The organism is Leeuwenhoekiella blandensis MED217 (assembly GCF_000152985.1).
In the GTDB taxonomy this organism is placed as follows: Bacteria; Bacteroidota; Bacteroidia; order Flavobacteriales; family Flavobacteriaceae; genus Leeuwenhoekiella; species Leeuwenhoekiella blandensis.
Map to the genome: position 1 here is coordinate 573,440 of NZ_CH672395.1, position 24,690 is coordinate 598,129.

Sequence of the window (24,690 nt, forward strand, 5' to 3'; positions counted from 1 at the left end):
GCTTTTACTGCTATGTAGAAAATCAAATTAAGTAAATCTCGTATAGAGTATGGATGTCCTTAGACAACAAGGGCGGCCTGTAGGCCTCGAAAGGAACTATATTTTTATCTAGCCCTTCAAAAAGGTTAATGTAGGAGTAAATAAATGTTTTTAAGAATACTAATTGGTCAGCTTCTAAAACCGTAGTTGATTTTTTGAAGCTGTCATTAGCTTCTTTAAGTATAGTCTGATTGTCGCAACAATCCTTTTCTTGTAATGATGTACATTTTTTAAAAGGATTATTTTCCTTTTGAACCTTGTCCTTGCAAGCTTCAGCTCTGCTGAAGAATGCCATATCCACTAACTTATTACAGCAAAAATGCATATTTACTGTAAAGAAAGAGGTTGATAGCCAAATAAATGCTGCCAAAAAGAAAGACAATATTTTTGTAAAAAATGTTTTCACTAGGTAAAGTTAAGAAATTTTGTTTAACATTTAAGTAAAATAAGTTTTGCTTTCAATACGCTCATTATTAATATTTTATGAATGTTAAACAAATTTCCATTCATACAAATATAAATCTAAAGATTAAACAGAATAATGACTTTTGTCATATTTCAGTAAAATACAGATTGATATGTTTGTAGAATTAAATACTTAGTTATGAAGAAGATACTGATTGCGATACTGGCAATTACAATTGTACAGTCAATATTTTCTCAAGAGAGAATATCTGAACTTTCTTTTGAATATGAAGCGTCTTCTAGAGGGTTCTATCAAAGAATTAAAGTTGAAAAAGGTATACTTTTTTTTCAGGAGAACAGAAATAAAAGTAAAGATGTTACTGTTGAAATAGATGAAAAGCAATGGGAAAAATTAGTTGGATTGGTTAAAAAAGTAGAGCTTGAAAGTCTTTCCTTATTTAAGGCTCCATCTAAGAGAAGGGAAATTGATGGTGCTGCCATTGCAAAATTGAAAGTGATTAAAAACGAGAATGAATTCACGTCTACTAACTTTGACCACGGCAACCCGCCATTGGAGATTAAAAACCTTGTAAATTATATTATTTCATTAAGTCAATCAGGTAAAAAGGATTGATATTTTACTCAAAAAAATAATCTAAATTTATGTTAAACAAAATTAAAATGTTGAAATTTTTGTAGCTTTGCAGAACCAATGAAGAAGGTTTTTTATAAAATAGTATCCTTTTGTATGGCACTTTTAGTGTTCCTATCTACATTGTCTTTCACAATTGAAAGTCATTATTGTGGGGATGTTTTAGTGGATACTTCAATGTTAGATGCTGTAGATACCTGTGGTATGGAAACCCAACAAAAAACTGATTCTTCGGAATGCAGTTTGGCTAAAAAAGACTGTTGCAGTAACGAGCAATTAGTTGTTGATGGTCAAGATAACTTAAAACTTTCTTTTGATAAATTAAATAAAGAGCAACAGAAATTAGTTGCTACATTTATTTACACCTATGTAAATCTGTTTGCAGAACAACAAACAGAAAAACCTACTTTCACGGATTATTCTCCGCCTCCCTTGGTCAGGGATGTTCAAGTTTTAGACCAAACTTTCCTTATTTGATTTTTAAGTAATTAGTACTGTAGTCCAACATTAAATTGTATGGACTAAACTGCTTGGTTTTTGTTTTAGACAACAAAATTATAATTACTTAAAAACTCATTTATATGCTAAATAAAAGCATCAAATTTTTAATAGAAAATAAACTAGTAGCGGTTCTGTTACTAGCCTTATTCGTGGCTTGGGGTATTGTAAATGCACCTTTTGAATGGAATACTGGTTCCTTACCACGTAATCCTGTAGCGGTGGATGCCATTCCCGATATTGGCGAAAACCAACAAATTGTATTTACGAAATGGGATGGACGTTCGCCACAAGATATTGAAGACCAAATAACCTATCCGCTTACCACTTCACTTCTTGGTATTCCTGGGGTAAAGACCATACGGAGTTCTTCGATGTTCGGTTTTTCCAGTATTTATATCATTTTTGAAGAAGACATAGAATTTTATTGGAGTCGAAGCCGTATTCTCGAAAAATTAAATTCGTTGCCCGCTGGATTATTACCCGACGGAGTGAATCCCGCACTGGGTCCGGATGCTACAGGTCTAGGGCAAATTTATTGGTACACATTAGAGGGTCGTGATGAAAATGGAAATGTGACTGGTGGTTGGGATTTACAGGAACTTCGTAGTATTCAAGATTTTTACGTGAAATATGCATTGTCCTCGGCGAGTGGTGTTTCAGAAGTAGCCTCTATTGGTGGTTACGTTTTAGAATACCAAGTAGATGTCAACCCAGAGTTGATGAAACAGTATAAAATTGGCTTAAATGAGGTTGTTAAAGCAGTTAAACAAAGTAATCAAGATGTAGGCGCCCAGACCTTAGAAATCAATCAGGCTGAATATCTAATCCGTGGTTTAGGGTATGTTAAGTCTATTTCAGACCTGGAGAATGCAGTAGTTACTTCAGAAGATTTTACCTCTATACGCTTAAAGGATATTGCCAACGTCTCTCACGGCCCTGCGACAAGAAGAGGGCTTTTAGATAAGGAAGGTGCTGAAGTTGTTGGTGGTGTTGTAGTAGCCCGTTATGGCGCTAACCCTATGGCGGTTATTAATAATGTTAAGGAGAAAATAAATGAACTAAGTTCGGGCTTACCTTCTAAAACACTGAACGATGGAAGGACATCGCAGTTGACCATTGTTCCTTTTTATGATAGAACCGAACTCATACAGGAAACATTAGGAACACTTGATGAAGCATTGACTCTAGAAATTTTGATAACCATTTTCGTAATTATCATTATGGTATTCAACCTTAGAGCATCTGTATTGATTTCAGGACTATTACCTGTGGCGGTATTGATGGTTTTTATATCAATGAAGTTATTTAATGTAGATGCCAATATTGTCGCCTTATCTGGTATCGCCATCGCCATTGGTACAATGGTAGATGTGGGAGTTATTCTATCTGAAAATGTATTGCGTCACATAGATGAAAATGACCAGAACCTACCAATGAATACAGTAGTATATAACGCCACAGCCGAGGTTTCTGGTGCTATTCTAACTGCTGTTATGACTACAATAATAAGCTTTATTCCTGTATTCACTATGATAGGAGCTGAAGGTAAGTTATTTAGACCTTTGGCTTTCACAAAAACAGCGGCACTCACAGCATCTCTTATAGTGGCATTATTTCTTATACCACCTTTTGCAGCCTATTTTTTCAGAAAGCGTAATGTGAAAATTTCTTTTAGATATATTCTCAATATTGCTTTAGTAATAATGGGTCTGTTAGCAGTAGTTTTTGGCTTTACCCTTGGGCTTATACTGATTGCATTTGGTATTGTTGGTTTACTGTCTATTAAAGAAAAAATATCGGCAGATAGAGCCAATATAATCAACATATTTATTTCAGCCTTTGCCATTGTATTCTTGTTGGCGGAATATTGGAGACCATTAGGTGTAGATAGAAGCATTTTCTGGAACTTAATATTTGTAGGCCTAATATGCTTTGGCCTGTTGGGTATATTTACGCTTTTTAGGAGCTATTACGTGCGCATATTAAATTGGGCGTTACGCAATAAACTCTTGTTTCTATCGATACCTACTGCTATTGTTGTCTTCGGTGTTATGATAATGCGGAATACGGGTAAGGAATTTATGCCATCACTTAATGAAGGGTCTTTTCTTTTAATGCCCACATCAATGCCCCACGCTGGAGTTGAAGAGAATAAGCGCGTATTGCAACAACTAGATATGGCCGTTGCTAGCATCCCAGAGATTGAAACGGTGGTTGGTAAATCTGGACGTACAGAATCAGCCTTAGACCCTGCACCGTTGTCAATGTATGAAAATGTAATTCAGTACAAGTCTGAATACATTTTAAATGATAAAAGAGAAAGACAACGATTTAAAGTTAATGAAGATGGTCTCTTTATGTTAAAGGATGGTAGCTTGGTTACAAATCCAAATGTTGAATTGGAAGTAGACGAAGGCAAGTATGATGCCACCTTATTAAAAGACCCTTTTAACATTACCGATAGACAACTTATACCAGATGACGATGGTGAGTATTATAGAAATTGGCGACCAGAAATTGAATCGCCTGATGATATTTGGAAAGAGATTGTTAAAGTTACAAAACTTCCCGGAGTTACTTCAGCACCTAAATTACAACCTATTGAAACCCGATTGGTAATGCTTCAAACGGGTATGCGAGCGCCAATGGGTATCAAAGTGAAAGGGCAAGATTTAAATGAGATAGAAGCCTTTGGAGTGCAATTGGAGGATATATTAAAACAAGCCGACGGTGTTAAGGATGAAGCCGTTTTTGCAGACCGAATAGTTGGTAAACCTTACCTTTTACTAGATATCGATAGAGACAAGCTTGCTCGTTATGGGATTTCCATACAGCAGGTACAGCAAGTGATACAAGTGTCTATAGGTGGTATGGTGCTTACACAAACTGTTGAAGGCAGGGAGCGATATGGAATACGTGTACGTTACCCAAGAGAACTACGTGCAAATCCTAATGACTTAAGAGATATTTATGTTCCGGTAGAAAAGGGCAACCCAGTACCCATAAGTGAATTGGTTACCATTCGTTATGAGCAAGGACCACAAATCATAAAAAGTGAGGATACTTTTTTAGTAGGTTACGTGCTCTTTGATAAGTTGGATGGTTATGCCGAGGTAGATGTGGTAGAAAACGCCCAAGCGCTCATACAAGAAAAGATTGACAATGGCGAATTGACCGTTCCAAAGGGTATCAATTATCAATTTACGGGAACGTATGAAAATCAGTTACGAGCAGAAAAAACATTGAGCGTGGTAGTACCTCTGGCTTTGGCTATTATTTTTCTAATCCTATATTTCCAGTTCCGTTCTGTTGGAACGTCATTAATGGTCTTTACTGGAATTGCTGTCGCCTTTGCGGGAGGTTTTTTAATGATTTGGTTTTATGGCCAGGATTGGTTTTTGAACTTTAGCTTCTTTGGTGAAAACCTACGAGACCTGTTTCAAATGCACACTATAAACTTGAGTGTTGCCGTTTGGGTTGGGTTTATTGCATTGTTTGGTATTGCCACAGACGACGGTGTGGTGATGGCAACCTACCTCACACAGACCTTTGATAAAAACAAGCCTAAAGACAGAAAAGGAATAAGAGCGTCAGTAATTGAGGCTGGAGAAAAGCGTATCCGTCCTTGTTTGATGACGACGGCAACAACCATTCTTGCCTTGTTACCAGTACTCACTTCAACAGGTAGAGGAAGTGATATAATGATACCAATGGCTATTCCATCCTTTGGAGGAATGTTAATTGCGCTTATAACCCTATTTGTTGTACCAGTATTATTTAGCTGGAAACACGAATTTCAATTAAAAAGAGCTACAAAATGAGATATGTAATTGTAATAGTACTTGCTTTTTTTGCTTTAGCCAAAACGAATGCACAAGATTTGACAACGTACATTCAGGAAGCTGAGAAGAATAATCCAGAGATTCAAGCTTTTGAATTGCGGTATAATATAGCTGAAGAAAAAGTTAATGAAGCAGATTGGTTGCCAAATACCGTTGTGGGAGTAGGTTATTTTATAAGTGAACCCGAAACCCGTACAGGAGCGCAACGCGCACGTTTCTCTGTCAAGCAAATGTTACCTTGGTTTGGAACTATTTCGGCAAGGGAAAATTACGCAAGCTCAATAGCGGAAACTCAATATGTAGATATTGTCATTATGAAGCGCAAATTGGCACTTTCAGTTTCTCAATCCTATTATAAACTATATGCTATTAGAGCAAAACAATTGGTTCTTGAGAAAAATATCGACCTTTTAGAAACCTATGAACGTTTAGCATTAACATCGGTAGAAGTTGATAAGGCATCAGCTGTTGATGTACTTCGTCTTCAAATTAGGCAAAATGAACTTGTACAGCAAAAAGAAGTATTGGAGCAAGATTATTTGGCAGAACAAACAGCTTTCAACAATCTTTTAAATCGGGATGAGGATATTGCAGTAACCGTAGTTGAAGAGATGTTTATTCCAGATGAGGATGCTTTAATCTTAACTGAAAACCTTCAGTTAAACCCAGAACTCATAAAGTATGATAAGCTATTTGAATCGGTTGAACAATCGGAGTTGTTAAACCAAAAAGAGAGTGCGCCCAATATCGGTTTTGGTTTGGACTATGTGCCTGTGTCAGAACGTCCAGATATGAATTTTTCCGATAATGGTAAAGACATTGTGATGCCTATGGTTTCTATTTCAATTCCCATTTTCAATAATAAATATAAGTCAGTGACAAAGCAAAATGAATTGAAACAATTGGAAATAAAATCACAGAAAGAAGAGAGGCTCAATAACCTTGAAACACGTCTTGCACAAGCTATTTATAATAGAAATACAATGAGAATTAAGTTTAATGTACAAACAGACAATTTAAAGCAGGCGAATGACGCCGAAGAAATTCTCATTAAGAATTACGAAACCGGAACTATAGATTTTAACGATGTGCTCGATGTACAAGAATTGCAGTTAAGGTTTCAAATCAATTTAATCGAATCTAATAGAGGGTATTATACAGAATATGCCATCATAAATTATTTGACAAAATGAAAACAATAAAAATTATTACGCTATTACTTTTCACAACTTCAATTTTTGCCCAAGTAGGCACAAACGGAAATGATAGAAAGGAAGATGGGCGACCTGTTAAGGAGTATAACCTTACCATTGAGGAAAACGAAATGACACTTGGTGGTGTTACTGCCAATGCAATGACCTTAAACGGTGGTATTCCTGGTCCTGTTTTAGAATTTAATGAGGGAGACCTTGCCATTATTAACGTCACCAACAAAATGGACGAAGAAACCTCTGTGCATTGGCACGGATTGATACTTCCCAATTTTTACGATGGCGTACCCTATTTAACCACACCGCCTATTGAACCAGGAACAACTTTCCAATATAGAATCCCAATCAACCAATCGGGTACGTATTGGTATCATTCCCATACAATGTTACAAGAGCAGAAAGGTGTTTACGGGTCTATCATCATTCACCCAAAAGAGAAAAACTTGGAATATGATAAAGATTTGGTCGTGGTATTATCAGATTGGACGAATGAAAAGCCAATGAACGTATTGCGAAACCTTAAAAGACGTAACGAGTGGTATCAAGTTAAAAAAGGAACGGCAGTTCCATTGAGTAGAGTCATAAAAGAAGGTGCCTTGGGAGCACAATTCAAATTCTGGCGAGATAGAATGGAAGGTGCAGATATAGCAGACATTTATTATCCCGCATTCTTGAGCAATGGTAAATCTCTCGCAGAATATCCAGAATTTAAACCGGGAGAAAAGGTAAGACTTCGCTTCATCAATGCCTCGGCTTCTACTTACTACTGGGTTGATTTCGGTGGTGGTAACCCTTTGTTGGTTGCCAGTGACGGAGTTGATGTGCAACCCGTTTCTAAAAGCAGATTTCTCTTTGGTATAGCTGAGACGTATGATGTTATCGTTACCATTCCCGAAGGTACTATAGAGATTACCGCTACGGCACAAGATGGCTCTGGTCATACCTCTGTACAATTAGGTAGTGGCACCCTTTATCCAGCCAAAAGAATAGACAGACCTGATAAAGTAGAGATGATGAAACAAATGGGAAAAATGGATATGAAAATGGGAGCCCCTGCAATGGTAGGTAACAAAAAGAAGAATACACCTGAAGTTTTAATGCAGAAGTATGGAATGAAGATGGATATGAAAGATGGCCAGATGAAAACTGGAATGCACGATAAAATGTCAATGAACGATGGTAAAATGGGTAATCAAAAAGATATGAAAGCAAATGACCATATGGGTCACGATATGCAAATGATGCAGAAGGATACGGCCTCTTTTGATTATAGCGCACGGAAAACCTACTTCAACTACGACTTTTTAAAGGCAAAGAAAAATACCACATTCAAAGCTGATTTGCCTGTAAACGATATTCTGTTGAACCTTACCGGAAATATGCAACGTTACGTATGGAGTATGAACGGTGTACCACTTTCAGAGACCGATAAAATAAAAATCAAAAGTGGAGAAGTAACCCGAATAACACTCAACAACTTAACGATGATGCACCACCCAATGCATTTGCACGGTCATTATTTTAGGGTCATCAATGAAAATGGGGAACGTTCACCATTAAAGCATACCGTCAATGTACCGCCAATGCAGAAAGTGGTTATAGAGTTCTACAATGAAGAGTACGGTGATTGGTTCTTTCATTGTCACGTCCTATATCATATGATGGGTGGTATGGCAAGGGTGTTTAGTTATGATACCCCAAGGGATAAAAGAATGGAAGATTTTCCCGTTCAAAAACTCATCGATGAAACAGACCATTATTATTCTTGGGGATTGGTTCGTGCAGGCTCAAACTTTAACGAACTCTTTTTAACATCCAGCAACATCCGCAATGAATTTGGATTGAGAGCAGAATTCGATTATGACAAAAACCTTGAGGCGGAAGTAAATTACAATAGGTACCTAAATGACTGGGTACGTCTCTATGTAGGTGTAAACACCGAAACGGAAATACCTGATTCCTTTGATGAGTTAAATACTGTTGGTCTTATTGGGGTAAAATACTTTACGCCCTACAGGTTCAATGTAGATGTGAGTATGGACCATCAACTACGCCCAAGGGTACGCCTGGATAGGGAGCTATTGATTTTTCCTAGGATTTTTCTGGAAGGCGAATACGAATACAGAGCAGACTTTGGATGGGTCAATGATTTAGGAGATAGCTCTTATGAGAGCGAAACACAATGGTTGGTAGGTCTTTCGTACATCTTCTCTAGAAATTTTTCAATACAAGGAAACTATAACAATCGATACGGCTGGGGTGGCGGTCTATTAGCACGATTTTAAAAATGGCAGAGTATAAAAAAAATAGTCTCAGTTTAACAGGTGCGGTATCGTTAGGTACAGGTGTGATGATAGGTGCCGGAATATTTGCATTATTGGGTCAGGTAGCCGAATTATCTGGGCAATGGTTCCCATATGCATTTTTGATAGGAGCCATTATTTCAGGATTCAGTGCCTACACGTATGTTAAGATGTCCAATGCCTACCCTTCAGCGGGAGGAATTGCTATGTATTTAAAAAAGATATATGGTAAAAGTGCATTGACTGCCTCAGGAGCTTTATTAATGGCTCTTTCAATGATAATCAATGAAAGTTTGGTAGCCCGAACCTTTGGTTCGTACACATTGCAGTTATTTGATGTAGGGGAAAATAGTGTATGGGTGCCCATTTTAGGGGTAATACTATTGGTAATTGCTTTTCTAATTAATATCTCTGGTAATAATATCATAGGAAAGTCTTCTTTGGTAATGGCAATCCTTAAAATTGGTGGTATAGCCATATTTGCCATTGGTGGACTTTGGGCAGCAGGATTCTCGTTTTCAGAAATTGTTCCTTCAGAAAACCTAACTGAATATCCGTTAACCAACTACTTAGGTGCTCTGGCATTATCAATTTTAGCTTATAAAGGTTTTACCACAATTACCAATAGTGGTGGTGAAATTATCAATCCTAATAAAAATGTAGGTCGAGCTATCATTATTTCATTGCTTATTTGTACGGTCGTATATATGTTGGTGGCCTTTGCAGTCTCATCTAACCTTTCTATTGATGAAATAATAAAAGCTAAAGACTATTCCTTGGCGGAAGCATCTAGACCTGCTTTTGGAAAGTATGGACTCTGGTTTACAGTCGGTATCGCTATCGTGTCAACAATTTCAGGGGTTATTGCCAGTATTTTTGCTGTTTCGAGAATGACGGCAATGTTGACCGAAAAAGAACTGATACCTCATAAGCATTTCGGGATGCCAGGTCGGTTACAAAAGCATATGCTGGTGTATACGGTTGTCTTAGCATTAGCACTTACCATTTTATTTGACCTAACAAGAATTGCCTCATTGGGAGCAATATTTTACTTAATAATGGATATCGGAATTCATTGGGGCGTACTAAGAAACTTAAGGCAAGATGTAGATGCTAAACCGGCAATATTGATAACTGCAATTTTTCTCGATGTAGTCGTTCTCGGAGCTTTTTTATGGATAAAAGCGAGTAGTGACATTTTAGTTGTGGTTGTTGCAGCAATATTGATGGTGTTAATCTATTTCGGCGAGAAATTGTTTTTAAAAACTAATACTACCTAATGATAGCAAAAAAAATGGAGTAATAATTAATTCAAAAATAAATAGAAATATGAGCTACTACTTTAATAAGACAATCAATGGAACCTTTGAAGGGATTATTGATAAAGTTACACAAAAATTAAAAGAAGAAGGTTTTGGAATACTCACAGAAATTGACGTATCAGAAACCCTGAAGAATAAATTAGACGTGGACTTTAAGAAGTATAAGATTTTGGGAGCGTGCAATCCACCCTATGCCCATAAAGCGTTACAAGCTGAGGATAAGATTGGAACGATGCTACCCTGTAATGTTATAGTTCAGGAAATTGAAGCAGGAGTTTTTGAAGTTGCTGCAGTAAATCCTATGGCATCTATGCAGGCTGTAGAGAATGAAGATTTAGAGAAAATTGCGGACGAGATTTCGGCAATGTTGGAAAACGTCATTGAAAAGCTATAGAACACTAAAAATAAATACAAACATAAATCAAAAACAAAATGAGCAAATTAAAATTAGTATTAGGGATAGTTACAATAGCATTTGTAACCCTAACAGTAGTGTCTTGTAAGGACGCTAAAACAGACAAGAATAATTCAACAGAGCATCATTCAGAGATGAATGCGGATGGAGACCATTCAAAAATGAATCACGACAATAGTGATGGTCACCACGATGGAGAGAAAAAGGAAATGGCAATGAGTGGAGATGGCAATCCACAAGCAGTCTTAAATGACTACTTCAACTTAAAAGATGCCTTGGTAGCAGATGATAATGCCAAAGCCAAAGAGCTGGGAGCAATCCTTGCAACATCCTTAGGCAAGCTTGATATTTCAAAATATACGGGTGCCCAGAAATCAGATTTAAAGGACATTGTTGAGGATGCGGTAGAACACGCAGAGCATATATCAGAAAGTGATATCGCACACCAGCGAGAGCATTTCAAAATATTGAGCAAGGATATGACTGATATGGTAGCAATCACAGGAACAAAGAATACTCTATATCAACAATTCTGTCCAATGTACGATGGGGGTAGCGCTTGGTTGAGTATGAGTGAGGATATCAAAAATCCATACTACGGAAGCAAAATGTTAACCTGCGGAAAAGTTCAAAAAGAAATCAATTAAATGAAGGCTGTAAAAATCATAGCAATAGTATTGTTGGTTGCCTTTGTGGTCATACAGTTTATTCCTGTAGACCGCAATCAAAGCGACAGTGTCCCAAAAACCGACTTTATGTTGGTGAATGATGTCCCAAGTGATATCAAGGACAAGTTGCGGGTCTCTTGTTATGATTGCCATAGTAACAATACACAATACCCTTGGTACAACAAGGTGCAACCTGTGGCTTGGTTTCTTGAAGGACATATAAAAGAAGGAAAATCAGAGCTAAATTTTAACGAGTGGGATGCTCTATCAAACCGTAGAAAAGCCAGTAAGCTAAGGTCCATCATTAAACAAATTGAAAGTGGTGAGATGCCTTTAGCTTCTTACACCTTAATTCACAAGGATGCCATTTTTTCAGAAGAAGAAACTAAGCAGGTTGTTAAGTATATGGAAAATTTAAAAGATAGTTTATAAATAAAAAAAACAGATAAGATGAAAAATTTAAAAATGAATATAGCAGTGATGCTATTGTTAGCAGTTTCTTTTACCAACGCACAGGAAAAAGAAAAAATGGGTCACAAACATCATCACGATAAAATGATGAATATGAAGAGTGATTTAAAGTCCGAAGCGATTTTAAGTGATTATTTCAATCTAAAAGACGCATTGGTAGCGGATGATTCAAAGAAAGCAGCTGCGACAGGTACTAAATTGGCGGCTTCACTAAAAGCATTTGATACGTCAAATTATACCGAAGAGGAGCAAAAAGAATTGACTGATATTATTGACGATGCTATGGAGCACGCAGAGCATATTGCAACAAGCGATATTGGTCATCAAAGAGAGCATTTTAAAACATTAAGTAAGGATATAACGGATATGGTGGCTATCACAGGTTCAAAGAATATGCTTTACCAGCAGTTTTGCCCAATGTATGATAAAGGCAGTGCTTGGTTGAGTGCAAATGAAGAAGTTAGAAACCCATACTATGGAAGCCGAATGCTAAAATGTGGTAAAGTACAAAAGACTATTCAATAGAAACTCTATAGGGACCATTCTATCATACTGGTTTGTTAGTTAACAGTAGATAGGAAGGTATTATTAGACTTCGGAATAGCAAAAGTCCTGTCGTGGGAAGGAAAATGTTGATGGTTAGTGTTAGTTCCTTCCCGTGTCAGGCACAAGATTTTTGAAAAAGAAAGGTTGATTTGGTTAATAGCAGCCTGCATAAGGGAGAGGGAATAAATCCCCCTAGATTACTAGTATCTCTCTTCCTATGTCAGGCAAAATAAAAAGTGAAAAAGAGAACTCATAGAAAAGTACTGGATTATGGAAGTAATGCCTGTTTTTTTGATTGATGGATAGAGTTTGACTCTCATAATCACGTGTTAACCGTGTGGATTTAAGTACAACATAAGGTTTTAAAACTATGAAAGATTGTTGCAAAGACGGATGCCATCAAAAAGCAGAAAAATCTATTATTAAAAAATGGTTCAACTATTTAATCTATGTAATACTGTTAATAATAAATGGTGGTGCATTAGTACTTCAATTATTTGATTAAAGGATTAATAAAAGTGAATAAGGAAGATATGGCAAAAACACCTGAAAGTACTAGTTTTTATGAGCAGCTCTTTAAAAAAGTATTGTTCACCACAAGCGTAGTTGTTGTTTTGTCATTAAGCTATGTATTATGGGTTAATGAAAACCCCGACAGCTTGTTTCTACCAGTGTTGGTAGTTGGGTTGGCCTTTGTCAAAACGATTTTTATTGTTAGGCTCACTTTTCTACAGTTAAGTAAAATAATAGGAGAAAGCCATCAGCTTACACACGTTCTAACATTATTTGCAGTGTTAATTGTTTTGATAATCCTATCATTTTCAGCAGATTATTTAGCATTGTACGTATTGAATTCAGAAAATTTTAAGTCAGCAACATCAATTAATGGTTCATTCCTTCTAGAATTTTTTGAATTTACATATTTCAGTCTAATCACTTTTTCATCCGTTGGCTTTGGTGATATAGTGCCTTTAACTATTTCTGGTAAACTCTTGGTAATTATGGAAGTTTTCTTGAGCTTTTTTGTTTTGGTTTTTGGTATTGCCAATATTAATAGAATACACGTTGACAAATAACCCGTTTAATAACTATAATTATGAAAGTACTTAAATTAATTACACTAATGACTGTTCTCATTACAACAGTCAATTTTACAAATGCACAGAATAGTGAGGATACAATAGATAAGCAAGATGTTATCGAAGTAATGAAATCATACAAAGATGCATTACAGAATCTTACAACTGAAGGCACATTCGAGTTGTTTGCTAAAGATTCTGAGGTATATGAATCTGGAGGTGTAGAAGGGAGCTATACTCACTATATAGAACATCATTTGGGACCAGAATTAGGGCACTTTAAAAGTTTTGTATTCTCAGATTACGAAATTGATGTGCAAGTAGATGCGCCATATGCCTTTACTACAGAAACCTACATCTATACCATTGTTTTAATCCCTGACGATAAGGGTAATTCCCGTACCATAAAGAAAAAAGGAGTTGCAACATCAATTTTAAAGAAGGTGGAAGGAAAATGGAAAATTATTAAAACACATTCATCATCAAGAAATAAAAAATAGCGGCTAATGATAGGTAGAAAAACGGCACTAAAAATTAGAAAGACTCATAGATACTTAGGTCTTTTCATTGGCATCCAATTCCTAATGTGGACTATCAGTGGTTTATATTTTAGTTGGACCGATATAGATGATATACACGGTGACCAGTTTAAGAATTTACAGTATCAGCCAAAGGCATTTCAAAACCTTTTAAGTCCTGCTCAATTAGACGTGCCAAAAGGCATACGCACAATAGAACTAAGAGATATAAATAAAATACCCTATTACTGGATAAATGAACAACAGCTTTTCAATGCCTTAAATGGAGAACTAAAATCAGAAATAAGCAAAGACGAGGCAGTTTATGTAGCAAAACAGTATATGAAGAAAGAATTAGAAATTATTAATGTGGAGCGTATCACAGAAGTAGGCAAACAGCACGAGTATCGAGAAAGGCTATTGCCGGCTTATGTGATATCCTATGCAGATAATGAAGCTTTAAAAGCCTATGTGTCAGTAAATGATGGGAAATTCCAAACTGTTAGGCATCGCCGTTGGCGTTGGTTCGATTTTCTATGGATGACACATACAATGGATTATGAAGGTCGAGATAATTTTAACACCACCGTTTTAAGGGCATTCTCATTATTGGGATTAATAACAGTATTGAGTGGGTTTTTACTATGGTATACATCATCACCTACAATCAGAAAGATAATAAAAAAGAAAAATAAATAATATTATGAATAAAAACATCATATACATAGGTGTTGCATTAATTGTTGGCCTGCTAGGGGGCTATCTAATCTTTGGTGGAGGTTCTGCTGATACTGCAACAAACAAGGTAAAAGACGACCACAATCATTCAGAGGAAATTGCATCAGGTCAAATGTGGACTTGTTCGATGCACCCACAGATAATGCAACCTGAACCGGGTGATTGCCCGATATGTGGTATGGATTTAATACCTGCAGAAACAGGTGCCGATGGGTTATTGGCAGACCAGTTTAAAATGACTGAAAACGCAATGGCATTGGCTAATATTCAAACAACCGTAGTAGGGTCAGGAGCCATTGAAGCGGGTACACTTAAACTATCGGGAAAAATAAGGGAAAATGAAGAGTCCAATGCTGTTCAGGTAACTTATTTTGCAGGAAGAATCGAAAGGCTTTACGTGAACTCTACGGGTGAAAGAGTTGGTAAAGGGCAGCGTTTGGCAACTATTTATTCGCCGGAATTGGTGTCCGCTCAACAAGAACTCTTAACAGCTGCTTCCCTAAAGGAATCTCAACCAGAATTATATTCAGCTGTCCGAAACAAACTCAAATTATGGAAACTTTCAGAAAAGCAAATTAATTCTATTGAGCAGGCAGGAAAAGTGCAGGAATACTTTCCTGTATATGCCACTGTTTCAGGAACCGTTACTCATAAAATGGTGGAAGAAGGTGATTATGTAAAACTGGGTCAACCGCTTTACAAAATAGCAAATTTAAATACTGTTTGGGCAGAGTTCGATGCGTATGAAAACCAAATAGCTTCATTAAAAGAAGGCCAAAGTATTAAAATTGTTACTAATGCCTATCCAAATCAAGAGTTTAATGCTAAAATTTCATTTATAGACCCACTTCTTAATTCAGCTACAAGAACCATAGTTGTACGTGCTGTATTAAATAATAGAAAAGACAAATTTAAACCAGGAATGTTTGTAGAAGGAAAGGTTGAAGGGACTGAAATGCAGATGAACGAAGCCATCAATGTACCAGCAAGTGCAGTAATGTGGACAGGAGAACGTTCTGTGGTTTACGTTAAGACTAACCCTAATGAGCCAGTTTTTGAAATGCGTGACGTATTACTTGGTAATGCTAGTGGAGACACCTATACCATTATCGAAGGGTTGCAAAATGGTGATGAAATCGTAACAAATGGAACATTTACTGTAGACGCTGCAGCTCAATTGCAAGGAAAGAAATCTATGATGAATGCTGAAGGGGGCAAAACAATGACAGGACACGAAGGGCACTTAGGGATGCAAAATGATGGTTCGGGAGATAAAATGAACAACACAAGTCATTCAGAGATGAACAAAAGAATAGAAGTTGCCAGCAAATTTCAAAATCAATTAAAAAGGGTTTTTGAAGACTATATTCTTCTAAAGGATGCCCTTGTTAATGACAATGCCACAGAAGCACAGACTGCAGCAAAAAAAATAGGTCAGAATCTAGCAAAGGTAGATATGAAATTATTGACTAATGAGGAAGCACATAACCATTGGATGACGATTCAAAAAGAACTGAAAAACTCTGCAAATGCCATTGAAAATAATTCAGATATAGCCACACAAAGAGGTCATTTTAAGCATCTTTCTGCTCATATAACAAGTGGTATAAAGCTTTTTGGAGTTAACCAAAAAGTATACCGTGATTTTTGCCCTATGGCAGATAACAATAAAGGTGCATTTTGGTTAAGTCTCGAAGAAGAAATTCGCAATCCGTATTACGGAGAAGCAATGCTAAAATGCGGTGAAGTAAGGGAGACTATAGAATAGATAATCTCATAGGTTGAATCAATATTTACCTAATACCATAAAAAAATAAACGCAATGGTAAGAAGAATGATGATGAGTGAAAGTAGAAGAAATAGAAGAAAAGCAGAAAGGAATAAGCGCATATACAAAAATAATATTTCTAGAAAAGATAAAATTATTGGTGTATTGGCCATTATTATCGTATTCCTTATTGCCGCCATTGCTGCATATTATTATTCGCTTTCAAAAGCTGGATTAAAGTTATTTTAAAAAAATGAGCTCTATAATTCACATAAAGAATATGGTCTGTCCAAGATGTATAGAGGCGGTTTCCGGTATTTTAATAGGGTTGAATATTCCATACAGTAGTATAAGGTTGGGTGAGGTAGAATTAGTATCGCAGCTTAATAAAGAAAAAAGGGAAATTTTATCTAACACACTTAAAAAGAAAGGGTTTGGTTTAATAAACAATCGGAAGGGCCAACTTATTGAGAAAATGAAGAATTTGGTGGTAGGTAAAATCTATCACTCGTCAGAAGGATTGAATGTTAAATGGCCGGACTTTATAAGTGAAATATTGCGTCTAGATTACAAATATTTAAGTTCGCTATTCTCTTCGGTCGAGAGCATCACTTTCGAGCAGTACATCATCAACCAAAAAATTGAGCGTATAAAAGAACTTATAGCCTATGATGAATTAACATTAAGTGAAATAGCTTTTCAATTAAATTATAGCAGCGTTGCTTATTTGAGTAACCAATTCAAGAAAGTAACGGGAATGACGCCAACGCAATTTAAGAAGAGTACCATTCATAACAGAAAATTTTTGGATGATGTTTATTAATAATTTTTTTCAGAAAAGTATACGACTTATTATTAGCCAGTTTGCTGACATACAACTTTAACTTCTTATTCACTAAAAAGTATAATGAATTACAAAAACTGATAGGTGCTAGTATAGGTCCAGTTACACTCCTAATAGCTTTGGTGACACCTTATGCCGTTCAGTTTTCTCATATGTTCGATAAGCAGCCTCTTTTAATATAAGGATAGATTAGATTGAAATTCAGGGTACATTTTCTTTCTCAAAATAGATGTCTCTTATAATGATTTGTGAAAGGCATCCTGTTCCAAGATTTCGTTAAAATGCTTGTGATATAAAATTTTCAAATATTATATGATTAAATTATAATCAATGCTTAAAATCATTCAAATAGTTGCCTTGGTACAAGGCCTTTTCCTCCTACTGGTCTTTTACAAGAACAAAAGAAAATATAGAAAAATAACCTTTTGGCTTTTTTGTGGAGGTATCATATCAGTGCTGTTATACATAGTTGGTGATGACGATAATAACCTTTTCGTCGAAGATGCAGATTGGTTCTTCTTTGACAGCTCATTATTTCTTACATTTCTTTTTTTATACTTCAAGTATTTAAATTCTGATAAAGAGGTTTTTTTAAAAAGGGACTATTTGTTTTTCTTACCTAGTATATTTTTATTTTTAAGTGAAACATTGGAGATTTTTTCAGAACGGGAAAACGAATTTTTAGAGATTGCTGAGACATTGATCGAGTTTGTGTTTTTGGGTTACTTAGTCCATATCTTATACGATTTACTTAGAACTAAAAGGGCTAATAGGGTTTTGTATTTCGTTGTTCCTATTATTTTAATAATGAGCATTTCATACATAAATGGTGTTTTCGATTTGTTTGAGATGGAGCCCATTTTGTTTTTTGATGATGATGATTTTAATACCTATCTGATTCTTATCGTTGCGTTCCTATTTTATTTCATAACGTTTTATTTAATTTTGAGGCCAAAGGAGCTTATACCTAACGCCAAAATTACCAAATACAAATCTTCAAGCTTAAAACCTGAGACTATTGAAAACTATAAAAAAGCCTTGATCCAAATAATGGAAAAGGAAAAGCTGTATATGGATTCTAGGTTATCAATCCATAGGGTTTCAAATAAATTAAATATTCCAAGGCAATATATTTCTGAAGTTCTGAACATACATATGAATATCAGTTTTCAGGATTTTGTCAATGGATATAGGATTGAAGCCTTTGTCGTTAACCTGCAAAACAACCAGTATGCTCATTATACCCTTTTCGGAATTGCCTCAGAAGTTGGTTTTAGCTCTAAGTCCTCCTTTAATGCCACTTTTAAGAAAATCAAGGGGATGACACCTTCACAATTTAAGCATTCCATTGCTAAAAAAAATGAAACTGGTACAGAATAAGCATTCTGGACAACAGGAAAATAATCTGGTACACTTGGATGTCGTTCTTTGAAGGAATTTAAATCCTTCTAAAATTGTTAATTAAAAGGCTAAATCCGCTAAAGAATAGAATATTTGGTATGCTAACAGGTTCTTTTAGAAACTCCAAAAGAATCAATCTATTAGAAAGTCTTCCTAGAGATTCAGAAATTAAAGTTTTAATTACAAGACCAAATCATAGGTTAGGTAATCAACTCTTAATAACCCCTTTAATACAAGAGATTAATAAACAATTTCCTAACTGTAAAATACATTTAATAGTCAATGGAAACCTTTCTTACATATTGCTCTCCAATTATCATTGTGTAGAGACAATTTTTAACCTTCCTAAAAAGCCATTTAATAATATTATAGACTATTTGAAAAAGTCTATAAGCCTAATCTCAAATCAATATGACATTGCCATTGTGGGATGTGAGGATTCGAATTCAAGCAAAATATTTGTTAAGTTGTCAAGAGCTAAATTCAAGATTTACAACTCAGGTACCACTAAGCTCAATAGACCTGAACATATTGCAAAAATCCCCATCTATAATTTAAGAAAATTTTTGGGTCCATCAGACTATCTCACCGATAGGTATCCGAAGCTATCAATAAAACTATCTAGACAAGAAATAGAAAAAGGAAATCAACGAATTAAAGCCTTATTTAATAGCAACAAAAAAACTATTTGCATTTTCACTTTTGCTACAGGAAATAAATGTCTATCGAAAAAATGGTGGTTAAAATTTTATAAAGAACTAAAAACTGAGTTTACCGATTTTAACGTTTTAGAAATATTGCCAAATGAAAATGTATCTCAAATCAATTACGAGAGTGTGCATTTTTATAGTAATAACCTTAGGGAAATAGCCTCGGTAATTGAAAATTCTGTTGTTTTCATTGGAGCAGATAGCGGTATAATGCATTTATCATCGTCCACAAATACGACTACATTTGGTTTGTTTAATGTTACCGACCCAAAAACCTATGGACCTTATGGAGGTAACAATATACCCTTAGATACTAATTCTGTTAAATTAAGCGAGATAATAGAAAGAATCAAGGAGGCAATCTTCTAAAATAGGTTGTATGAAGTTAATAGTTGTTTTCACACTAAAGCCAAAAAGTCAATCGTTTGCAAAAAATCTCCAGCGAAAGACCAATATGCGCATTATACTCTTTTCGGAATCGCACCGGAAGTTGGTTTTAGCTCTAAGTCTTCATTCAATGCTACTTTTAAGAAGGTCAAGGGATTGACGCCGACACAATTCAAGAATTCAATTCCTAAAAATAAGATAATCGGTACAGAATAAGCATTCTGGACAACAGGCAAATAATCTGGTGCACTTACCTGTCGTTCTTTAAAGGCTATTAAGCACGTCATAATAGTCAATGATCTAATTTTTATTGTCTGATTAGTGTCAGAGTAAAATAATTCTAATTTAAAACAATTAAACTGTAAATGAAACATCCCACTCAATTATTCAGGAAACCATTTTTATCATTACTTTTTATCTTAATTAACACCACGTTATTTGCCCAAGAGAAATATACCATACGGGGAAGTATCAGTGATGTAATTAATGGCGAAACAGTATTGGGAGCATCGGTTTACTTAAAAGGAACCACTATAGGAGCAACCACAAACGAGTATGGTTTTTATTCTATTACAGCACCAAAAGGAACATATACACTAATCGTTTCCTATTTAGGTTACAAAGAGATTAAGAAAGAAATATCACTTACCGAGGATATAAAGTTAAATTTTGAGCTTGAAGAGGCTTCAAACACTTTAGAAGAGGTAATTATTACAGCAGATGAAGGCATAGAGAAACTTAATGTAAGAAAACCGCAGATGGGAGTTGTTGCCTTAAAAGCGGAAACAATTGAATTAGCACCTGCTGTATTGGGTGAAGTAGATCTTATAAAAACCATCCAGCTTCTGCCGGGAGTATCAAACAATGGAGAAGGTTCAGCAGGCTTTAACGTAAGAGGTGGCGCAGTAGACCAGAATTTGGTACTTTTAGACGAAGCCATCATTTATAACACATCTCACTTTTTCGGATTATTTTCTGTCTTTAATAATGATGCCATAAAAAATGTGAAGCTTTATAAGGGCGACATTCCTGCAAGATTTGGAGGCAGGACGTCTTCGGTATTGGATGTAAGACAGAAAGAAGGTAATAATAAAGACCTGGAACTCAATGGTGGTATTGGATTAATTTCAAGTAGGCTTGCAGTAGAAAGCCCAATGTTTAATAAAAAGGGCTCCTTTCTTTTGGCTGGAAGAACCACTTATGCTCAGCTTTTTTCTGGTTTGTTGGACGATTTGGGAAATAGTAATATTAGTTTTTACGACTTAAATCTCAAAACCAACTATGAAATTAACGAAAACAATAAAGTCTATTTGTCGGGGTATTTTGGTAGGGATGTATTTAATATTTCTGGTCTTTTAGACAGTAATTATGGCAATGCCTCTGCCAACCTGCGTTGGAATCATATTTTTAATGACAAACTTTTCTCTAATTTATCGCTTATTTACAGTAAGTATGATTATCAAATAATACTAGATTTTGATCAATTGGATTGGATTTCAGATATAGAGAATTTCAATGTAAAGTACGACCTTAACTATTATGCAACCGATAAATTAAAAATAGATTTTGGCCTAAATGGTATTTCCTATAATTTAAATCCAGGAGAGATCGTGCCGTCTACCCCAAGTTCTTCAGTTAACCCTTTGATATTAGACCAGAAAAATGCTTTTGAGGCTGGCGCTTATGTAAGTGCAGAGCATACAATTACAGATAAGCTTACCGCAAGGTACGGATTGAGATATAGTACGTTCAACAGACTAGGCCAGCAGACTATCACTAATTATGCCAATAACCAGCCCGTAGTTTACAATCAAGAATTAGGGATTTATCAAAGCGGTACAGCGGTTGGTAGCACACCGTATTCAAGGGGGCAAACAATCAGGAAATTTGGGAATTTAGAACCACGATTGGGATTATCATATAAATTAACCGATAAATCATCAGTAAAGGGAAGCTATACGCGTACGGCTCAATATCTACATTTACTGTCAAACACAATATCTGTAACCCCTTTAGATGTTTGGACACCCAGCGGACCCTACATAAAACCACAGCTATCAAACCAATACGCCCTAGGGTACTACCGCAATTCCAACGATAACAAATATTCATTTGAAGTAGAAGCCTACTATAAAACAACAGATAATCGTATTGATTATATTGACGGAGCCAACCTATTAGGAAATAATACCATAGAAACGGAAATTTTAAATGGGGAGGCAAGAGCCTATGGTTTAGAGTTTCTTTTAAGAAAAAACAAAGGCCGTTTTACCGGTTGGCTGGCATATACACTAGCTAAATCTGAACAACGCTCATTTGGGGGCAATGCCGGAGGTCCTGGTATTAACAACGGCAATTGGTACAATACACCTTATGATCGCACACACGATATATCTCTATCAGGAGTCTATAAATTATCCGATAAATGGACATTTAGTTCCAACTTGGTCTATCAAACGGGTCGCCCGGTTACCTATCCTTCCGGTCAATTTGAATACGAAGGATCTTCTATTGTCATCTACGACGAGAGGAACGCTAATCGCCTGCCTGCCTACCATAGGTTAGATATTGCAGCAACATACAAACCCAATCGCAGACCAGATAAACGGTGGAAAGGAGAATGGGTTTTTAGCATTTATAACTTATATAACAGAATGAATGCGGCGTCGATTACTTTCAATCAAAATTATAATACTGGTGTAAATGAAGCCTTAAGAACTTCGATTTTTGGTATTATCCCATCAATAACGTATAACTTTAAATTTTAGTCATGAATTCAAGAATAAAAAAAATAATCAACAAATTAAGATCTAAAGCAACGGTAACGATTATACTTCTAAGTTCAGTTATTTTTTCCTGCACAGATGTAGTAGATGTGGCTGTGCCAACTGAAGCCTCTCGTCTTGTTATAGAGGCGTCTCTAGATTGGGAAAAAGGCACTTCAGGAAATGATCAAACAATTAAACTTAGTCTTACCACACCGTTTTTTGATACAGCCCTAGATCCGGTAGTCGGTGCATCTGTAAGCGTTGAAAATGTCACAAATGGAGAAGTTTATGTGTTCGAGGATCAGCAAGATGGAAGGTATACTATTTCAGATTTTGAGCCTATTGTTAATAATGTCTATAATTTGGAGATAATCTATAACGATGAGACCTATATCGCACAAGAAACATTAATACCAGTTCCTGAAATAAACAGGATAGAACAATCACGTATAGGTGGCTCAGATGAAGAGGAGTTAGATCTTACTATTTATTTTGACGATCCCGAGAATGAAACAAATTTTTACTATGCTACCTTTTTAGAAGGCGATGATTTATTCCCTCTAAGGGTGGTTGTATCAGATGAATTTACCAATGGCAATGAAGTATCTATTTTTTATGAAGAAAATGAGGCCGATGCAGAAGACGAAATATTACCTGGAGATATGGTGGATATCAACTTGTATGGTATTTCTGAGCTCTATTATGACTTTTTGCATATACTTATAGAACAAAGTGATAACGTTGGTGACCCTTTTGCAACCATACCAACAAGACTAAGAGGAAACTTCATAAATCTTCAGAACCCAGATAATTATGCCTTCGGATTTTTTAGAGTCACTGAGGTCGTAAATCAAGTTTATACTTTTGTCGAACAGGAAAACTAATAGTATTACAGAAAATTAGAAGTTATGGGAGAACCGACGTTTCTAAGATTTTTTTTAGAGCATCTTGTTATAGGTCCTGTCTACATAAAGGATAAGTCATAAATGATTATTTTATAAATGATAGTATATTGTGAGCACAAATTTGTTCTAAATCAGATTGCTCAAATCATTATTGTTTAGTAATACTTCTGGTGTTTTAAACTATTATAATTTAATATTTTCTAACATTTCAAATGAGTTAAAATATTATCCATTGTAGTTCATACTTGTTTTCTATAAATCTTAATTTTAATAAATTAAACTAATTAAAATAACCAAATTTTAATAAATTAAACTAATTAAAATAACCAAATTTTAATAAATTAAACTAATTAAAATAACCAAAAATATAAACTATGGAAAACAACGAAAAAAAGCCAAATAATTATTTAAAGTTTTTCGCAATGATTGGCACCTCAATGGTTGCGATGTTCTTTTTGATGTACACACATTCATATCAGATTATTGACCATTTCTGGTACAGTGAGACCCGTTTTTTTATGACCCTGATTATGGGTGGGTCGATGGTCATTATTATGCTTCTGTATATGTTAAATATGTACAAAGAGAGAAACAAGAATATTATGATTTTGAGTCTAGGGGTTTTATTGATTGCAGGGGGGATTTGGCTAGTTCGAAGTCAAATAACAGTTACAGGTGTTGACTATATGGAAGGAATGATACCCCATCACTCTATAGCAATTTTAACTAGCGAACGTTCTAAAATAAAAGATGTCAGGGTAAGGAAACTTGCCGATGAAATCATCAAGGCGCAACGTAGGGAAATAATGGAAATGCAATGGTTAATCAATGACATCAAGGAAAATGGAATAGTGGAAACAGAAAGTGAAAGGCAAAATAGACCTGTGCCAAAATTTGAAGGTAAACTAGATGAGGAAACAAAAAATCTAAACGATTAAAAACATAAGTATACATCATCGATTAAGAGAAAAAGGATTTACCTTAAATAATCTTTCCAATTAGGGAATGGCTTTAGAGGTTGAAAATCTTTTTTCTTTTAGAGGTCGATGGATTCAAAAAAAAATTAACTGCCAGCCTGCAAAAAGCTCTTTACAGGAACCACAAGTCAATTTTTCAGCAAATTTAACAACTCTTTCAGCGAATAACGTAACAGCTTTCCCGTGTTCTATTCCGAAATTTGTGAAATACAAAACGGAG

At 35.5% G+C, this 24,690-nt stretch carries 22 protein-coding genes and 1 pseudogene; 22 read left to right on the top strand and 1 reads right to left on the bottom strand.

Annotated features, from left to right (window positions below):
* Positions 1-22: 22 nt before the first annotated feature.
* The gene (locus MED217_RS02525; protein ID WP_040532538.1) at positions 23-445 is read right to left on the bottom strand and encodes an HYC_CC_PP family protein; all 423 of its coding nucleotides are present in this window, start codon (positions 443-445) and stop codon (positions 23-25) included.
* 198 nt (positions 446-643) lie between these two features.
* Here MED217_RS02525 and MED217_RS02530 point away from each other — a divergent pair, with 198 nt between their 5' ends.
* The 22 genes and pseudogenes from MED217_RS02530 to MED217_RS02635 all read left to right on the top strand — a co-directional run bounded on the left by MED217_RS02530 (position 644) and on the right by MED217_RS02635 (position 24,431).
* The gene (locus MED217_RS02530) at positions 644-1,078 is read left to right on the top strand and encodes a hypothetical protein (protein WP_009778905.1); all 435 of its coding nucleotides are present in this window, start codon (positions 644-646) and stop codon (positions 1,076-1,078) included.
* A 78-nt stretch (positions 1,079-1,156) separates the two neighbouring features.
* Positions 1,157-1,573, top strand: coding sequence for an HYC_CC_PP family protein (locus MED217_RS02535; RefSeq protein WP_040532540.1), 417 nt, complete (start codon positions 1,157-1,159; stop codon positions 1,571-1,573).
* 104 nt (positions 1,574-1,677) lie between these two features.
* A complete protein-coding gene (locus MED217_RS02540; RefSeq protein WP_009778907.1) occupies positions 1,678-5,418 on the top strand; it encodes an efflux RND transporter permease subunit in 3,741 nt (1,246 codons plus the stop codon).
* On the top strand, positions 5,415-6,632 hold the full coding sequence (locus MED217_RS02545) for a TolC family protein (RefSeq protein ID WP_009778908.1): 1,218 nt from the start codon (positions 5,415-5,417) through the stop codon (positions 6,630-6,632). The genes MED217_RS02540 and MED217_RS02545 overlap by 4 nt, the downstream gene beginning before the upstream one ends.
* On the top strand, positions 6,629-8,935 hold the full coding sequence (locus MED217_RS02550; protein ID WP_009778909.1) for a multicopper oxidase domain-containing protein: 2,307 nt from the start codon (positions 6,629-6,631) through the stop codon (positions 8,933-8,935). The genes MED217_RS02545 and MED217_RS02550 overlap by 4 nt, the downstream gene beginning before the upstream one ends.
* A gap of 2 nt (positions 8,936-8,937) precedes the next feature.
* The gene (locus tag MED217_RS02555) at positions 8,938-10,233 is read left to right on the top strand and encodes an APC family permease (protein WP_009778910.1); all 1,296 of its coding nucleotides are present in this window, start codon (positions 8,938-8,940) and stop codon (positions 10,231-10,233) included.
* 49 nt (positions 10,234-10,282) lie between these two features.
* On the top strand, positions 10,283-10,669 hold the full coding sequence (locus tag MED217_RS02560) for a DUF302 domain-containing protein (RefSeq protein WP_009778911.1): 387 nt from the start codon (positions 10,283-10,285) through the stop codon (positions 10,667-10,669).
* Between the two features lie 38 nt (positions 10,670-10,707).
* Complete coding sequence (locus MED217_RS02565; RefSeq protein WP_009778912.1) at positions 10,708-11,337, top strand: DUF3347 domain-containing protein; 630 nt, start codon at positions 10,708-10,710, stop codon at positions 11,335-11,337.
* Entirely contained in the window at positions 11,338-11,790 is a 453-nt protein-coding gene (locus MED217_RS02570; protein ID WP_009778913.1) for a heme-binding domain-containing protein, read from the top strand. It abuts the gene before it with no gap.
* 18 nt (positions 11,791-11,808) lie between these two features.
* Complete coding sequence (locus tag MED217_RS02575; protein ID WP_009778914.1) at positions 11,809-12,354, top strand: DUF3347 domain-containing protein; 546 nt, start codon at positions 11,809-11,811, stop codon at positions 12,352-12,354.
* Between the two features lie 554 nt (positions 12,355-12,908).
* Positions 12,909-13,451 (top strand): potassium channel family protein, encoded by a 543-nt coding sequence (locus MED217_RS02580; protein WP_040533156.1) that lies wholly within the window; start codon positions 12,909-12,911, stop codon positions 13,449-13,451.
* A gap of 20 nt (positions 13,452-13,471) precedes the next feature.
* Positions 13,472-13,954 carry a DUF4440 domain-containing protein gene (locus MED217_RS02585; RefSeq protein ID WP_009778917.1) on the top strand — a complete coding sequence of 161 codons (483 nt, stop codon included), beginning with the start codon at positions 13,472-13,474 and terminating at the stop codon, positions 13,952-13,954.
* Positions 13,955-13,960: 6 nt separating this feature from the next.
* On the top strand, positions 13,961-14,671 hold the full coding sequence (locus tag MED217_RS02590) for a PepSY domain-containing protein (RefSeq protein WP_009778918.1): 711 nt from the start codon (positions 13,961-13,963) through the stop codon (positions 14,669-14,671).
* 4 nt (positions 14,672-14,675) lie between these two features.
* Complete coding sequence (locus MED217_RS02595) at positions 14,676-16,478, top strand: efflux RND transporter periplasmic adaptor subunit (protein ID WP_009778919.1); 1,803 nt, start codon at positions 14,676-14,678, stop codon at positions 16,476-16,478.
* 54 nt (positions 16,479-16,532) lie between these two features.
* Complete coding sequence (locus tag MED217_RS02600) at positions 16,533-16,727, top strand: hypothetical protein (protein ID WP_009778920.1); 195 nt, start codon at positions 16,533-16,535, stop codon at positions 16,725-16,727.
* A gap of 4 nt (positions 16,728-16,731) precedes the next feature.
* Positions 16,732-17,301: a helix-turn-helix domain-containing protein gene (locus MED217_RS19350; protein WP_040532543.1), complete on the top strand. Its 570-nt coding sequence runs from the start codon at positions 16,732-16,734 to the stop codon at positions 17,299-17,301.
* Between the two features lie 351 nt (positions 17,302-17,652).
* Positions 17,653-18,702 (top strand): helix-turn-helix domain-containing protein, encoded by a 1,050-nt coding sequence (locus tag MED217_RS02610; RefSeq protein WP_009778922.1) that lies wholly within the window; start codon positions 17,653-17,655, stop codon positions 18,700-18,702.
* A 119-nt stretch (positions 18,703-18,821) separates the two neighbouring features.
* Entirely contained in the window at positions 18,822-19,802 is a 981-nt protein-coding gene (locus tag MED217_RS02615) for a glycosyltransferase family 9 protein (RefSeq protein WP_050759313.1), read from the top strand.
* Positions 19,803-19,901: 99 nt separating this feature from the next.
* A pseudogene (locus MED217_RS19395) lies at positions 19,902-20,036 on the top strand (helix-turn-helix domain-containing protein); the annotation flags it as partial.
* A 149-nt stretch (positions 20,037-20,185) separates the two neighbouring features.
* Positions 20,186-22,588 carry a TonB-dependent receptor gene (locus MED217_RS02625; RefSeq protein WP_009778925.1) on the top strand — a complete coding sequence of 801 codons (2,403 nt, stop codon included), beginning with the start codon at positions 20,186-20,188 and terminating at the stop codon, positions 22,586-22,588.
* A 2-nt stretch (positions 22,589-22,590) separates the two neighbouring features.
* Complete coding sequence (locus MED217_RS02630) at positions 22,591-23,472, top strand: DUF4249 family protein (protein WP_009778926.1); 882 nt, start codon at positions 22,591-22,593, stop codon at positions 23,470-23,472.
* A gap of 395 nt (positions 23,473-23,867) precedes the next feature.
* Positions 23,868-24,431 carry a DUF305 domain-containing protein gene (locus tag MED217_RS02635; protein WP_009778927.1) on the top strand — a complete coding sequence of 188 codons (564 nt, stop codon included), beginning with the start codon at positions 23,868-23,870 and terminating at the stop codon, positions 24,429-24,431.
* The last annotated feature ends 259 nt before the right edge of the window (positions 24,432-24,690 follow it).

Coding starts and splice junctions, on each gene's coding strand:
- MED217_RS02545 (WP_009778908.1), top strand. CDS start 5,415: ATGAGATATGTAATTGTAATAGTACTTGCTTTTTTTGCTTTAGCCAAA.
- MED217_RS02600 (WP_009778920.1), top strand. CDS start 16,533: ATGGTAAGAAGAATGATGATGAGTGAAAGTAGAAGAAATAGAAGAAAA.
- MED217_RS02540 (WP_009778907.1), top strand. CDS start 1,678: ATGCTAAATAAAAGCATCAAATTTTTAATAGAAAATAAACTAGTAGCG.
- MED217_RS02615 (WP_050759313.1), top strand. CDS start 18,822: ATGCTAACAGGTTCTTTTAGAAACTCCAAAAGAATCAATCTATTAGAA.
- MED217_RS02580 (WP_040533156.1), top strand. CDS start 12,909: ATGGCAAAAACACCTGAAAGTACTAGTTTTTATGAGCAGCTCTTTAAA.
- MED217_RS02560 (WP_009778911.1), top strand. CDS start 10,283: ATGAGCTACTACTTTAATAAGACAATCAATGGAACCTTTGAAGGGATT.
- MED217_RS02630 (WP_009778926.1), top strand. CDS start 22,591: ATGAATTCAAGAATAAAAAAAATAATCAACAAATTAAGATCTAAAGCA.
- MED217_RS02610 (WP_009778922.1), top strand. CDS start 17,653: ATGCTTAAAATCATTCAAATAGTTGCCTTGGTACAAGGCCTTTTCCTC.
- MED217_RS02595 (WP_009778919.1), top strand. CDS start 14,676: ATGAATAAAAACATCATATACATAGGTGTTGCATTAATTGTTGGCCTG.
- MED217_RS02585 (WP_009778917.1), top strand. CDS start 13,472: ATGAAAGTACTTAAATTAATTACACTAATGACTGTTCTCATTACAACA.
- MED217_RS02625 (WP_009778925.1), top strand. CDS start 20,186: ATGAAACATCCCACTCAATTATTCAGGAAACCATTTTTATCATTACTT.
- MED217_RS02535 (WP_040532540.1), top strand. CDS start 1,157: ATGAAGAAGGTTTTTTATAAAATAGTATCCTTTTGTATGGCACTTTTA.
- MED217_RS02635 (WP_009778927.1), top strand. CDS start 23,868: ATGGAAAACAACGAAAAAAAGCCAAATAATTATTTAAAGTTTTTCGCA.
- MED217_RS02565 (WP_009778912.1), top strand. CDS start 10,708: ATGAGCAAATTAAAATTAGTATTAGGGATAGTTACAATAGCATTTGTA.
- MED217_RS19350 (WP_040532543.1), top strand. CDS start 16,732: ATGAGCTCTATAATTCACATAAAGAATATGGTCTGTCCAAGATGTATA.
- MED217_RS02555 (WP_009778910.1), top strand. CDS start 8,938: ATGGCAGAGTATAAAAAAAATAGTCTCAGTTTAACAGGTGCGGTATCG.
- MED217_RS02575 (WP_009778914.1), top strand. CDS start 11,809: ATGAAAAATTTAAAAATGAATATAGCAGTGATGCTATTGTTAGCAGTT.
- MED217_RS02550 (WP_009778909.1), top strand. CDS start 6,629: ATGAAAACAATAAAAATTATTACGCTATTACTTTTCACAACTTCAATT.
- MED217_RS02530 (WP_009778905.1), top strand. CDS start 644: ATGAAGAAGATACTGATTGCGATACTGGCAATTACAATTGTACAGTCA.
- MED217_RS02590 (WP_009778918.1), top strand. CDS start 13,961: ATGATAGGTAGAAAAACGGCACTAAAAATTAGAAAGACTCATAGATAC.
- MED217_RS02570 (WP_009778913.1), top strand. CDS start 11,338: ATGAAGGCTGTAAAAATCATAGCAATAGTATTGTTGGTTGCCTTTGTG.